This window comes from Kitasatospora sp. NPDC028961, from assembly GCF_055564815.1.
Map to the genome: position 1 here is coordinate 83,316 of NZ_JBVHVO010000015.1, position 12,990 is coordinate 96,305.

Sequence of the window (12,990 nt, forward strand, 5' to 3'; positions counted from 1 at the left end):
CCTGGACACGGGCGGTAAGCCCAGTGGCGCACGTATGTCCCCAAGGTTACGCGCCCGTGCGGAAACCGTCCGCCCCGGGACCGCCCCTCGGACTCCCACCCGGCCCGTCAGACCTCCGCGGCCCCGTCCGTCGCGGCAGCCGCGGCCTGCGCCGATGCGGTCCCGGGGCGCTTGCGCTCCACCCAGCCCGCGATGTTGCGCTGCTGCGCCCGGCTCACGCCCAGCGCGCCGGGCGGAACGTCGCCGGTGATCACCGAGCCGGCCCCGGTGTAGGCGCCGTCACCGACCGTCACCGGGGCGATGAACATGTTGTCCGAGCCGGTCCGGCAGTGCGCCCCGATCACCGTGCGGTGCTTGTTCACCCCGTCGTAGTTCACCGTGACGGAGGCCGCACCGATGTTGCTGCCCTCGCCGATGGTGGCGTCACCGATGTACGACAGGTGCGGCACCTTGGCACCCTCGCCCAGCTCCGAGTTCTTCACCTCGACGTAGGTGCCGACCTTCGCCTTGCGCCCGAGCCTCGCCCCCGGCCGCAGGTAGGCGTACGGGCCGGCGGTGGCGAAGTCGCCCACCTCGGCGCCGTCCGCCGTGGTGTTGCTCACACGCGCGCCGGCGCCGATCCGGGTGTCCTTGAGCGTCGAGTTCGGGCCCACCTCGCAGCCCTCGCCCAGATGGGTGAGGCCCTGCAGCTGGGTGCCCGGCAGGACCACCGCGTCCGGCTCGTAGGACACCTGGACGTCGAACCAGGTGGTCGCCGGGTCCACCACCGTGACGCCGGCGCGCATCGCCCGCTCCAGCAGGCGGTCGTTCAGCAGGCGCCGGGCCTGGGCCAGCTGCACCCGGTCGTTGATGCCGAGGATGTCGCGGTAGTCCACGGCCACCACGGCGCCGACCCGGTGGCCGGCCGTCCGCAGGATCTCCAGGGTGTCGGTGAGGTATTCCTCGCCCTGGACGTTGTCGGTGGTGACCCGGGACAGCGCCTCGGCCAGCAGCTTGGCGTCGAAGGCGAAGACCCCGGAGTTGATCTCGTCGACCGCCCGCTGGGCGTCCGAGGCGTCCTTCTCCTCGACGATCGAGGCGACGGCGCCGTCCGCCTCGTCCCGCAGGATCCGCCCGTAGCCGAACGGGTCCGGGACGACGGCCGTCAGGACGGTGACGCCGTTGCCCTGTTCGGCGTGCGCGCCGGCGAGGGCCGCCAGCGTCGCGCCGGTCAGCAGCGGCGCGTCCCCGGTGGTGACGATCACCGTGCCGTCCAGCTCCACGCCGTCGGCCGCCAGGGCCTCCAGCGCGGTGCGGACGGCGTGCCCGGTGCCCTTCTGCTCCTCCTGCACCACGGCGCGCGCCGCCGGGTAGTGCGCCCCCAGGTGCTCCTGCACCTTCTCCCGCATGTGCCCGACCACGACGACCAGCTGCTGCGGGGTCAACTCCTGTGCTGCCGCGACCGCATGGCCCACCAGCGACCGCCCGCAGACCTCGTGCAGCACCTTGGGCAGGCTGTTCGACTTCATCCTGGTCCCGCCACCGGCGGCAAGCACGACAACGGCGGCAGGCGAATTGGCACTCACGGGGGGAGGCTCCTCAGTCGGTTCACAGAGAGGGCAGTGCAGCCCGGCCGGGACCCAGGCCGGTCGCCTTCGCACAGTCCGCCGAGCAGCCCCGACAATACCGGGGGGCGGGGGATGCGCCCGAAACAGAGCGTCCGCTGGCTCCGCCGCTAGGATTCGAACCCAGACAAAGGCCTCCAAAGGGCCCTGTGCTGCCATTACACCACGGCGGATCGATCATCAACTCGCAGCGCCCGAGGCGCTCCGACACAGCCTAAGGGTTGCGGCCGCATAGCTCCACCACCCCGGCGCGGCCGGCCCGGCCCGCGCGGATCCCGGGCGTTGTCCATCCAGTCGGGTGAAATACGCCGAGCCGCCCGCGGCCACGTATTCCCCTGACGGCCGAACGCAACCTACGATGCCGTAGGTTACGCAGACGTAACCTCGACCCCCGCCCTCAAGGGACACCCATGACCATCCAGGCCGGCGAGGCGCGCGCCGATACCGCGCACTCCATCGATCCCGCCCCGACCCTGCTCTCCGCCACCCGCGGCGGGGAGAACCAGGGCCTCGCCGAGCGGGTCGCGCTCGGGCTGTTCATCGCCGTACCGTTCGCCGCCCTGCTGGCGGCCGTGCCGGTGGCCTGGGGCTGGGGCCTGGGGTGGACCGATCTCGCGATCGCCACCGTCATGTACTTCCTCACCTGCCACGGCATCACGATCGGCTACCACCGCTACTTCACCCACGGCTCCTTCAAGGCCAACCGGGCCCTGCGGATCGCCCTCGCGGTGGCCGGGTCGCTGGCCATCGAGGGCCCGCTGGTCCGCTGGGTGGCCGACCACCGCAAGCACCACCGGTACAGCGACAAGGACGGCGACCCGCACTCGCCGTGGCGCTACGGCGAGACCGTCCCGGCCCTGCTCAAGGGCCTCTGGTGGGCGCACATGGGCTGGCTCTTCGACGAGGAGCAGACCCCGCAGCTCAAGTACGCGCCGGACCTCGTGGACGATCCGGCCATAAGGCGGATCTCCCGGCTGTTCTGGCTCTGGACCTCACTCTCGATGCTGATCCCGCCGCTGGTCGGCGGGCTGGTCACGCTCTCCTGGCAGGGTGCGCTCTCCGCCTTCTTCTGGGGTTCACTGGTCCGGGTCGCCCTGCTGCACCACGTCACCTGGTCGATCAACTCGATCTGCCACGCGCTCGGCAACCGCCCGTTCCGCTCCCGCGACCGCTCCGGGAACGTCTGGTGGCTGGCGGTGCTCTCCTGCGGCGAGTCCTGGCACAACCTGCACCACGCGGACCCGACCTCGGCCCGGCACGGCGTGCTGCGCGGGCAGGTCGACTCCTCGGCCCGGCTGATCCGCTGGTTCGAGCTGGCCGGCTGGGCCCGGGACGTCCGCTGGCCGGACGCGCAGCGGATCGCCGCCCGCCGCGCCGCATGAGGGCTCGCCTGCAGCATGATGTAGGGGTGAACGGGAGCAGCGCAGACAGCACAGGCGGCCACGAGAGCCCGCGGACGGACGCCGCACCCGATCCGGTGCAGGCCCGTCCGCGTGCCGCTGCCCCGGCGGGCGCCGCCGCGCCCGCGGGCCGCCGCCGCAGCGGCCGGGTGCGGATGACCGGGAAGCAGCGGCGGGAGCAGCTGCTGGAGATCGGCCGGTCGGTGTTCGCGGAGCGCGGCTACGACGGCACCTCGGTCGAGGAGATCGCCGAGCGGGCCGGGGTGTCCAAGCCGGTGGTGTACGAGCACTTCGGCGGCAAGGAGGGGCTCTACGCGGTGGTCGTGGACCGCGAGATGCAGCTGCTGCTGGACATGGTGACGGGGGCGCTGACCGGCGGGCACTCGCGGGAGCTGCTGGAGCAGGCGGCGTTCGCGCTGATGGACTACATCGACACGTCCACGGACGGCTTCAAGATCCTGGTCCGGGACTCCCCGGTGGCCCAGTCGACCGGCACCTTCGCCTCGCTGATCAGTGACATCGCGACGCAGGTCGAGGACATCCTGGGCCTGGAGTTCAAGGCGCGGGGCTTCGACGCGCGCCTCGCCCCGATGTACTCGCAGATGCTGGTGGGCATGGTCGCGCTGACCGGCCAGTGGTGGCTGGAGGTGCGCAAGCCGCAGAAGGCCGAGGTCGCCGCCCATCTGGTGAACCTCGCCTGGCACGGTCTGGAGGGGATGGAGCGGCACCCCAAGCTGGTCGGCGACCGCAAGTCCTAGGCCCGTGCCGCCGCCACCCTCCGGCCGCTACCGCTTCACCCCGACGGCGAAGATCCGCCGGAACGGGAAGACCGTGCCGTACGGCCCGGCGGGGTAGGCCTCGCGGAGCAGGGCGCCGTACTCGGCGAGGAAGACCGCCCGCTCGGCCGGGTCGGTGAGCCGGGTGAGCGCGGGCCGCAGGGCGGTGCCCTTGACCCACTCCAGGACCGGGTCCGCCCCGGGGAGCAGGGTGCTGTAGGTGGTCTCCCAGACGTCGGCGGCGCAGCCGGCCCCGGCCAGGGCCGCCAGGTAGGCGCCGGGTTCGTGGACGCCGGCCCGGGTGGCGCCCTCGCCCAGGGCGTCCCGCCAGCGGGTGCTGCGGCGGAGCCCGGCGAGCAGGGTGTGGCTGGGCGAGTCGAAGTTGCCGGGCACCTGGAAGGCGATCACGCCGCCCGGCTGCAGCGCCGCCGCCCAGCGAGGCAGCAGGTCAAGGTGCCCGGCGGGGCCGGCGGCAGTGGCGGCCCCGTGCTCCGGGGTGAAGCCGATCCACTGCAGCGCCGCGTTGGAGACGATCAGGTCCGGTGCGGCCGGGGCCGGGTCGTAGCCGCGAGCGTCGGCGAGCAGGTAGTCCGCGGTGGGCTCGCCCTCGGCGCGGGCGGTGGCGAGCATCTCGGCGGAGTTGTCGAGGCCGGTGATCCGGGCTCCGGGCCAGCGTTCGCGCAGGACGGCGGTGGAGTTGCCGGGGCCGCAGCCGATGTCCAGGATCCTGGCGGCCGGTTCGTGCGGGAGGACGGGGACGCGGGCGAGCAGGTCGCGCAGCGGGCGGGTCCGTTCGTCGGCGAAGCGCAGGTACTGCTCCGGGTCCCAGACGGGGGTGCTCATGGTCGACCTCGCAAGTATCTCGACATCAAGATATCCAGTCGCAGGTTCCACGTTACATTTCTCGATGTCAAGAGACTTCACATCGACACATCCCCCGATACACTGATCGTCATGGAGGACGAGGTCGACCGCCTGGTCGCAGCATGGCGCCGAGAGCGCCCCGACCTCGACGTGGAACCACTTGAGGTACTCAGCCGGGTCAGCCGACTCGCCCGGCACCTCGACCGCGCCCGCCGGACGGCCTTCGCCGAGCACGGGCTGGAGCCCTGGGAGTTCGACGTCCTGACCGCGCTGCGGCGCGCCGGCTCCCCCTACCAGCTCTCCCCCGGCCAGCTGCTCACCCAGACCCTGGTCACCTCCGGCACCATGACCAACCGGATCGACCGGCTCACCGGCAAGGGCCTGGTCAAGCGCCTGCCCGACCCGGACGACCGGCGTGGCGTGCTGGTCCGGCTCACCGAGGACGGCCGCGACCGGGCCGACCAGGCACTCGCCGGGCTGCTGGCCCACGAACGCGAGCTGCTGGCCCAGCTCACCGGCGCCCAGCAGGGCGAACTCGCCGGACTGCTGCGGCAGCTGGTCGCCCCCTTCGACAACATCCCGAGCTGACCGCCGCCCGGTCCGCCGTCAGAAGCCGTCCGGGTACGGGGAGCTGAGCGCGGGCACCGGGGCCGGCTCGGCCTCCGCGGTGCGGTAGCCGGGCAGCAGCTCGGCCAGCCGCCGGCGCACCTCCCCGTCGCTGTTGCCGACCGCCGCCGCATACAGACCGGTCAGACCGCCCGCGAGGTCCTCGGGGCCCCCGCCGCACTCGGCCACGGTCGCGTAGATCCGGGCGTGCGCGGTGGGCAGCCGCTCCTCGCCCTCCGAGAACAGCGCCTCGTTCAGCTTCTCGCCCGCCCGCAGCCCGGTGAAGCGGATCTCCACCTCGTCCCGGCCCAGTTGCACCTGCTCGGCGAAGTTGTGGACCAGGTCGACGATCCGCACCGGATCGCCCATGTCGAGCACGAACACCTCACCCCCGCGGGCCATCCGGCCGGACTCCAGCACCAGACCGACGGCCTCCTCGATGGTCATGAAGAACCGCGTCACATCGGGGTGGGTGATGGTCACCGGGACGCCGCTGCGCAGCTGCTCGGCCAGCACCGACAGCAGCGAACCGCGCGAGCCCAGCACGTTGCCGAACCGGACCGCCGAGAACACCCCGGTGCCCAGGTTGCGCGCGTCCCGGGCGTTCGCCTGCACGATCAGCTCGGCCAGCCGCTTGCTGGCGCCGAGCACCGAGGTCGGATCGGCCGCCTTGTCGGTGGAGATCAGCACGAACCGCTCGACACCGGTGGCCAGCGCCGCCTCCACCAGGTGGTCGGTGCCCAGCACGTTGGACTTGACCGCCTCGCTGGGGTGACGCTCCAGCAGCGGAAGGTGCTTGTGCGCGGCGGCGTGGAAGACCACCTCGGGCTTCAGGTCGCGGAAGATCTGCTGGATCCGCGGCCGGTCCCGGATGTCCGCGATCACCAGGGACTCGTCGGTCAGCAGCGCCTCACCCCAGATCTCCAGCTGGAGCCGGTGCAGGTTGGACTCGTCGTGGTCCAGCATGTAGAGCGCGCTCGGGTTGAACGCGTGGACCTGGCGGCAGAGTTCGCTGCCGATCGAGCCGCCGGCCCCGGTCACCAGCACCCGGCGGCCCTCGATCACGTCCCGCACGTCGGCGGAGACCACATGCACCTCGTGCCGCCCGATCAGCCGGTTGACGTCCAGGCTGCGCATGTCCGACCCGACCACCTCGCGGCGCAGCGCGGCCAGGAAGGACGGCAGGTAGCGGACGGCGGCGCCGGCCGCGGCGGCGGCGGTCGCCAGCGCCCGGACCCGCTGCGGAGCCAGGCCGGGGATGGCGAGCGCGACCACCTGGACGCGGTGGCGGACCGCGAGCTCGGTGAGCTCGGCGAGGATCCCGAGGACGGGGACGCCGCCCACGACCCGGCCCGCCTTGGCCGGGTCGTCGTCGAGCAGGCCGATCGGGTCGAGGCCGAACTCCGGTGTCCGGCCGAGGTCGCGGACCAGCGCCGTCCCGGCCGCACCGGCTCCGACGATCAGCGTGCGCAGGCCCGTCGACGGTGTCGCGGCCGCGGTGGCCGCGGCCGGCGAAGGGGCCTCCCCGCCCCCGCTCGGGCCGGACCGGGCTGCGTGCGGGCGTGCGGAAGTGCTGTGCGGCGACATCTGTCCTCCGGATTTCCCTGACCTGACGGACCTGAGCCGGTACCTGGGTGTGACGGGCGGATCAGCCGGCGCCGGGAGCTGTGGTCGAGGCGACGGACGGCGGGGCAGTGGGCGCGGCCGGCTCGGAAGGGCTGACGCCCGCCCGCCGGGCGACCGCGACGGCGGCCAGGGTGGAGTGCACCCCGAGCTTGCCGAGGACGTTCTGCATGTGGGTGCGCACGGTGTGCGGGGAGAGGTAGAGCCGTTCGGCGACGGCCTGCCGGCCCAGGCCGGCCACCATGCAGCGCAGGATCTGCTTCTCCCGGGGGGTGAGCGTGTCGACCAGGCGCTCGCTCTCGGTGCGGTCCCGCCGGGCGGTGGTGAGCTCCCGGATGACACCGGTCAGCAGGGCGGGCGGCAGGTGCGTCTCGTCGCGCAGCACGCCCCGGACCACGGCCAGCAGGCGGGCGAGCGAACTCTCCTTGGCCACCCACCCGGTGGCGCCGGCGTGCAGGGCGCGGGCGGCGCGCAGCGGGTCGTCGGCGGCGGCCAGGACGATCGCCCGCAGCGCGGGATGGTGGCGGCGGACCCGGGCGAGCAGGGTGATCCCGTCGGGCGCCGGGGCGGCGTGGTACCGGTCGGGCGGATACGGCCCGGGCGGGTACGGGGCGGTCGGGCAGGCCGCGGCAGGGGCGCCGCGGGCCGGGACACCGGGGCCGGCGGGCGGCCCGGGTGCGGCGGCCGGGCGGCGGGGCGCGGGCAGCGTCACCGGCGGGCGCCGTCGCAGGGCCTCGGGCGGGTCGGCACCGGGCTGGCGCGGTGTGCGCGCTCCGTCGGCGTCGGCACCGAGGTCGGCATCGATCAGGACGACGTCGAAGGCCCGGCCCTCGGTGGCGGCACGCTCCAGGGCGCGCTCGGCGGCGGCCGCGCTGCCGGCCGCGCCGACCTCCACATCGGGCTCGGCGGCGAGCGCCGCAGCCAGCGCCTCGGCGAAGATCCGGTGGTCGTCGACCACCAGGACGCGGATCCGCCCCATCGTCACTCCCCCCTGTTCGGCCGAGCTGCGCCCGGGGCGCCGGCGCGAACCACCGCCGTGGCCCGGGTCCTGCTCCGCCGCCCACCCCCCGGCTCCCGGGAGGACCAAAGCACCGACCCCCACCGGTACCGGAATCAGCGTACGGGGTGGGGGGCGGCCCGGTGGGGGTTTGGTGAAGTTTCGTCAGGAGGTGCGGACTTGGCGTGATTCGGCGACGGCGGCGCCTCCCGGCGGGCGGCGGCGACCGGGGTGGTGGCGGCCCGGGCGACGCCGTGGAGGGAACGGCCCGGGTGTCCCAGCGACCGGCGGCCGGTCAGGCGCCGTAGGGGCGGACGGCGCGGGCGTCCCGCAGCGCGTGGGCCCACCAGGTGAGCTGGTCGAGCATGCCCTTGGCGGCGCCGGTCGGGACGGTCGGGTCGACGGGCTCGCCGTCCTCCCCGAAGGCGCCCCAGACGCTGTGGAAGCTGACGGAGTCCCGGACGGTGACGGTGTGCAGCTCGGCGAAGATCAGCCGGAGCTGCTCGACCGCGCGCAGCCCGCCGCCGAGGCCCCCGTACGAGACGAAGCCGACCGGCTTGGCCTGCCACTCGGCGCGGTGCCAGTCGATGGCGTTCTTCAGCACGGCGGGGAAGCTGTGGTTGTACTCGGGCGTGACCACCACGAACGCGTCGGCGGCGGCCAGCCGGGGCGAGAGCGCGGCGAGGCACTCGGCCTGCTCGGCCGTGGGCTCCTCGCCCAGGTGCGGCAGCGGATGGTCGGCCAGGTCGATGACATCGAGATCGAGATCGGCCCGCTGCCCGGCGGTGCGCACGAACCACTCGGCGACGGTGGGCGCGACGCGGCCCGGGCGGTTGCTGCCGACGATGACGGCGACGCGGTACGGGGTCTCGGACATGACGGTCTCCGGGAGTTGGTCTCTGCGGTCACCGCCCGATCGGACGGCCCGTCAGGTAAAGTACAACGTTCATGGCAATAGGTACAACGCTTATGGCAAACTTCTCGGGAGCCCCTCGATGACCGGTGAGAACGACACCCCGACCGCGCCCCGCCGAGGACTGGCCGAGAAGCGACAGGCCATCACCCGGGCCGCCCGGACGGTCTTCGGCCGGGACGGCTACTCCCGCGCCGGCATCGACGCCATCGCGGCCGAGGCGGGGGTGTCCACCCGCACCATCTACAACCACTTCACCGGCAAGGAGCTGCTCTTCCGGACCGTCGTCCAGGAGAGCACCGGACAGGTCGGGAACGCCCAGCTGGAGGTCATCGACCGCCACCTGGCCAAGGTCACCGACCTGGAGTCGGACCTCGTCGCGCTGGGCCTGGCCTGGGTGGGATCGCTGACGGCGTTCTCCGACCACTTCGCGCTGGTCCGGCAGATCAACGCCGAGGCGGCACACCTCCCGAAGGACCTGCTGGAGGCCTGGCAGGCCGCCGGGCCGCGTCGGGCCGTGGTCGAACTCGGCTGCCGGTTCGGCGGGTTGGCCGACCACGGGCTGCTGGACGCCCCCGATCCGGAGCGCGCCGCCCAGCACTTCGTCCTGCTCGTCGGCAGCGAGATCACCCAGCGTTCCTACTGGGGGGCGTTCCCGCTCGCCCCGGCGGTAACCGAGGAGCTCGTCACCACCGGCGTGCGGGCCTTCCTGCGCGCCTATGCCGCGCGCCCGGCGCACTGAATCACCGACAGACCGGCGCACTGACCACCGGCGCACCGGCGAGCGACGGGAACGGCGAAGCGCCGCCCCTGGGGTGGGGAGCGGCGCTTCGTTCACGGCACGGGCCGACGACCGCGGGCCGACGAGGGCGGGCCGAGGCCTACAGGCCGTTCTTCTCCAGGGTGAACTTCCAGGCGTCGGCGACGATGTCGTCGAGGTTGGGGCGCTTGGGGGTCCAGCCGAGCCTCTGGTGGGCGCGCTCGGCGGAGGCCACCAGGACGGCGGGGTCGCCGGCCCGGCGCTCGGCGGTGACCACCGGGATCTCGCGGCCGGTGACGCGCTTGACCGACTCGATGACCTCGCGGACCGAGAAGCCGCTGCCGTTGCCGAGGTTGCAGATCAGGTGCTCGCCCGCTTCGGCGGCGTCCAGCGCCAGCAGGTGGGCGTCGGCGAGGTCCGCGACGTGGATGTAGTCGCGGACGCAGGTGCCGTCCTCGGTCGGGTAGTCGTCGCCGTAGACCGCGATGTGGGGGCGCTGCCCGAGCGCGGCCTGGAAGACCAGCGGGATCAGGTGCGACTCGGGGTCGTGCCGCTCGCCGTAGGCGCCGTACGCGCCGGCCACGTTGAAGTAGCGCAGCGAGACCGCGGCCAGGCCGTGCGCGACGGCCTCGCTGGTGATCAGGTGGTCGACGGCCAGCTTGGTGGCGCCGTAGGTGTTGGTGGGCGCGGTGCGGGCGGTCTCGGCGATCGGCACCGACTCCGGCTCACCGTAGGTGGCGGCGGTGGAGGAGAACACCAGCTTGCGCACGCCCGCCGCGCGCATCGCGCTGATCAGCTCCAGCGAGCCGGCCACGTTGTTGCGCCAGTACTTCTCCGGGTCCGCGACCGACTCGCCGACCTGCGAGGAGGCCGCGAAGTGCAGCACCCCGTCGAAGGAGGCGTCGAGGACCTCGCCCGCCTCCTGGATCCGCCCCCGCACGAACTCGGCGCCGGCCGGCACACCCTCGCGGAAGCCGGTGGAGAGGTCGTCCAGGACGGTCACCTGGTGTCCCGCCTCCAGCAGGTGGGCGGCGACCACGCTGCCGACATAGCCGGCGCCACCCGTGACCAGGTACTTACTCATGATGAGACCTCCAGCGGGCGATGGTCCGCCGGTGGGCGGCCATCGGTGACGTACGTACGACTGGGGCCTATTGTCCCTGGCCGCGGGAGTGCTCCGGACCGCCGGCCGGACCGCCCGCTCAGTCCCGCGCCATCCGCTCCAGCAGTCCCGTCCGGGCGGCCACCGCCGCCGCCTCCAGCCGGGTCCGCGCGCCGAGCTTCATCAGCACCCGCTGGACGTGCGTCCGGGCGGTGCTCGCCGCGATCCGCATCCCGGCGGCGATCGCCGCGGTGTCCTCGCCGTCCGCGATCCGGGCCAGCACCTGCACCTCACGGCGGGTCAGCAGCCGCAGCAGGCGGAGCGCTTCGTCGTCCGGCTCCGCGGCCGGGCGCAGCAACTGGTCGAAGGCGCCCCGGAGCACGTCCACCGCGACCGCCGCCTCCCCGGCCCGGGCCCGCCCGATGGCCCGCTCGACCACTTCGATCCGCTCGTCGCTGGGCACGTAGCCCGCCGCGCCCGCCGCGAACGCACCGGCCACGCCCCGCAGTTCACCGACCGGACCGAGCACGATGACGGCCACCTCGGGCCGCTCCCGGCGGATCCGGCGCAGCCCGTCGAAGGCCCCGGGATCGGCCGGACCGGCCACCCCGAGCAGGCACACCTCGGGCCGGCGCCCGGCCACCAGGTCGGCGGCGGACCCGGCCGGCGAGCCGACCGCGAGCACCCGGTGACCGCGCAGCTGGAGCGCGGTGGCCAGCGCCTCGGCCAGCAGCCGGTGGTCGTCGACCACCACGAGTCGAACGCCCATGACACCCTCCCCGTCGGGGTCCGGCCCGCGCCCGCACCCGGTGGGGCGGGCGGCCGATGACGCACCATCACAGCGCATTCGGCACCCGGCCCGCTAGCCCGCCTCCGGCCCGGCGACGGCGGGCGGACACGAAAAAGACCCTCGCCGTTGGGCGAGGGTCTTTCACTTTGAGCCCCCATGCGGAATCGAACCGCAGACCTTCTCCTTACCATGGAGACGCTCTACCGACTGAGCTATAGGGGCGAACCGGTCGAACAAGGAAGACATTACACGGCCGACGGCCCGGAAGGGAAATCGGCTCCGACCACCCGATCGAGGACATCCGACCCCCTCGCCGACCCCCCGCCCGAGGGCGCCGCGACGGCGTCGTACAGCCGGTCAGGCGTCGGTGTGAGCCCCGTCGAACACCTCGCGCGCGGCGAGCATCTCCGCGGTCCGCTCCTCCGTCCAGCGACCGACCGGCGCCAGCAGCGCGGACAGCTCCCGGCCGAGCGGCAGCAGGTCGTAGACCACCCGCGGCGGCGTCTCGGGGTACACCGTGCGCCGCACCAGACCATTGCGCTCCAGGGTGCGCAACGACTGGGTGAGCATCTTGCGGCTGACCCCGTCCACCGCGCGCTGCAGCTCGGAGAACCGCTGCGGACCGAACTCGCCGAGGCTCATCAGGATCAGCATCGTCCACTTGTCCGCCAGGTCCGCGAGCATGGCGCGGCTCGGACAGAGCTGGGCGAAGACATCGAGGTCCTGGGCCTGCTCCGGCCCGGCCGGGGACCGCTCCTGCGTCGTCATGCCCTCCAGGGTAGCCCTTCGGTCTCCAATCCATTCTTGGTAACTTCTGGAGACCTGGTCTACATTGGAGACCATTGGACGGGGCGGCGCCCAGCCGCCGTCCCCGGCCTCCCCTGCCGTTCCCTTTCGCGCGTCCCACCGAGGAGCACCCAGCCATGACCGCCGTCCGCCCCACCGTCGCCATCGCCTACCACTCCGGCTACGGCCACACCGCCGTCATCGCCGAGGCCGTGGCCCGCGGCGCCGCCGCGAGCGGAGCCGAGGTCGTCACCGTCGCCGTCGACACCATCACCGAGGAGCAGTGGGCCCGGCTGGACGCCGCGGACGCGATCGTCTTCGGCTCGCCCACCTACATGGGCACCGCCTCCGGCGCCTTCCACGTCTTCGCCGAGGCCAGCAGCAAGCGCTGGTTCGGCGACGCCTGGCTGGACAAGGTCGCCGCCGGCTTCACCAACTCCGCCTCCAAGAGCGGCGACAAGTCCGGCACCCTCGGCTTCTTCCAGACCCTCGCCGCCCAGCACGGCATGAACTGGGTCAACCTGGGCCTCAAGCCCGGCTGGAACTCCTCGACCGGCACCGAGCACGACCTCAACCGCCTCGGCTTCTTCGCCGGCGCCGCCGCCTCCACCCCGTCCGACGGCGGCACCGACGCCGTCCACCTGGCCGACATCGCCACCGCCGAGCACCTCGGTGACCGCGTCGCCAAGCACACCGCGATCCTGCTGGCCGGCCGAGCCGCCCTGACCCCCGTCGCCGCCTGACAGTGCCCCCCGGGGTGCCGAGCCGC

Annotated in this window: 13 protein-coding genes and 2 tRNA genes; 5 read left to right on the forward strand and 10 right to left on the reverse strand. The window is 73.4% G+C overall.

The features are described from left to right. Positions 1–107 precede the first annotated feature (107 nt). Complete coding sequence (glmU, locus tag ACZ4UX_RS24235; protein ID WP_465708204.1) at positions 108–1,565, reverse strand: bifunctional UDP-N-acetylglucosamine diphosphorylase/glucosamine-1-phosphate N-acetyltransferase GlmU; 1,458 nt, start codon at positions 1,563–1,565, stop codon at positions 108–110. 138 nt (positions 1,566–1,703) lie between these two features. Next, positions 1,704–1,777, reverse strand: a tRNA-Gln gene (locus ACZ4UX_RS24240). Between the two features lie 237 nt (positions 1,778–2,014). On the opposite strand from ACZ4UX_RS24240, the gene ACZ4UX_RS24245 reads away from it, so the two are divergent. Continuing rightward, positions 2,015–2,986: an acyl-CoA desaturase gene (locus ACZ4UX_RS24245; RefSeq protein ID WP_329489316.1), complete on the forward strand. Its 972-nt coding sequence runs from the start codon at positions 2,015–2,017 to the stop codon at positions 2,984–2,986. Between the two features lie 95 nt (positions 2,987–3,081). Further along, entirely contained in the window at positions 3,082–3,762 is a 681-nt protein-coding gene (locus ACZ4UX_RS24250; RefSeq protein ID WP_352290676.1) for a TetR/AcrR family transcriptional regulator, read from the forward strand. A gap of 27 nt (positions 3,763–3,789) precedes the next feature. On the opposite strand, the gene ACZ4UX_RS24255 is transcribed toward ACZ4UX_RS24250, so the two are convergent. Continuing rightward, on the reverse strand, positions 3,790–4,623 hold the full coding sequence (locus tag ACZ4UX_RS24255; protein ID WP_465708205.1) for a methyltransferase domain-containing protein: 834 nt from the start codon (positions 4,621–4,623) through the stop codon (positions 3,790–3,792). Positions 4,624–4,734: 111 nt separating this feature from the next. Here ACZ4UX_RS24255 and ACZ4UX_RS24260 point away from each other — a divergent pair, with 111 nt between their 5' ends. Next, positions 4,735–5,232 (forward strand): MarR family winged helix-turn-helix transcriptional regulator, encoded by a 498-nt coding sequence (locus ACZ4UX_RS24260; protein WP_352290661.1) that lies wholly within the window; start codon positions 4,735–4,737, stop codon positions 5,230–5,232. A gap of 18 nt (positions 5,233–5,250) precedes the next feature. On the opposite strand, the gene ACZ4UX_RS24265 is transcribed toward ACZ4UX_RS24260, so the two are convergent. The 3 genes from ACZ4UX_RS24265 to ACZ4UX_RS24275 all read right to left on the reverse strand — a co-directional run bounded on the left by ACZ4UX_RS24265 (position 5,251) and on the right by ACZ4UX_RS24275 (position 8,747). Beyond that, a complete protein-coding gene (locus ACZ4UX_RS24265) occupies positions 5,251–6,837 on the reverse strand; it encodes a polysaccharide biosynthesis protein (protein ID WP_465708206.1) in 1,587 nt (528 codons plus the stop codon). 61 nt (positions 6,838–6,898) lie between these two features. Beyond that, complete coding sequence (locus ACZ4UX_RS24270; protein WP_465708207.1) at positions 6,899–7,852, reverse strand: LuxR C-terminal-related transcriptional regulator; 954 nt, start codon at positions 7,850–7,852, stop codon at positions 6,899–6,901. 313 nt (positions 7,853–8,165) lie between these two features. Beyond that, positions 8,166–8,747, reverse strand: a complete 582-nt coding sequence (locus tag ACZ4UX_RS24275; protein WP_329489311.1) for an NADPH-dependent FMN reductase — start codon at positions 8,745–8,747, stop codon at positions 8,166–8,168. Positions 8,748–8,865: 118 nt separating this feature from the next. On the opposite strand from ACZ4UX_RS24275, the gene ACZ4UX_RS24280 reads away from it, so the two are divergent. After that, positions 8,866–9,525, forward strand: coding sequence for a TetR/AcrR family transcriptional regulator (locus tag ACZ4UX_RS24280; RefSeq protein ID WP_465708208.1), 660 nt, complete (start codon positions 8,866–8,868; stop codon positions 9,523–9,525). Between the two features lie 139 nt (positions 9,526–9,664). Here ACZ4UX_RS24280 and galE read toward each other — a convergent pair whose 3' ends face one another. From galE to ACZ4UX_RS24300, 4 genes are all read right to left on the reverse strand, one after another. Beyond that, positions 9,665–10,627, reverse strand: a complete 963-nt coding sequence (gene galE / locus ACZ4UX_RS24285; RefSeq protein ID WP_329489309.1) for a UDP-glucose 4-epimerase GalE — start codon at positions 10,625–10,627, stop codon at positions 9,665–9,667. Positions 10,628–10,745: 118 nt separating this feature from the next. Continuing rightward, positions 10,746–11,414, reverse strand: a complete 669-nt coding sequence (locus tag ACZ4UX_RS24290) for a LuxR C-terminal-related transcriptional regulator (RefSeq protein ID WP_329489308.1) — start codon at positions 11,412–11,414, stop codon at positions 10,746–10,748. 170 nt (positions 11,415–11,584) lie between these two features. Next, positions 11,585–11,657 (reverse strand) — tRNA-Thr (locus ACZ4UX_RS24295). A gap of 135 nt (positions 11,658–11,792) precedes the next feature. Next, the gene (locus tag ACZ4UX_RS24300) at positions 11,793–12,203 is read right to left on the reverse strand and encodes a winged helix-turn-helix transcriptional regulator (protein ID WP_465708209.1); all 411 of its coding nucleotides are present in this window, start codon (positions 12,201–12,203) and stop codon (positions 11,793–11,795) included. A 155-nt stretch (positions 12,204–12,358) separates the two neighbouring features. Here ACZ4UX_RS24300 and ACZ4UX_RS24305 point away from each other — a divergent pair, with 155 nt between their 5' ends. Then, the gene (locus ACZ4UX_RS24305; protein WP_465708210.1) at positions 12,359–12,964 is read left to right on the forward strand and encodes a flavodoxin family protein; all 606 of its coding nucleotides are present in this window, start codon (positions 12,359–12,361) and stop codon (positions 12,962–12,964) included. Positions 12,965–12,990: the final 26 nt, after the last annotated feature.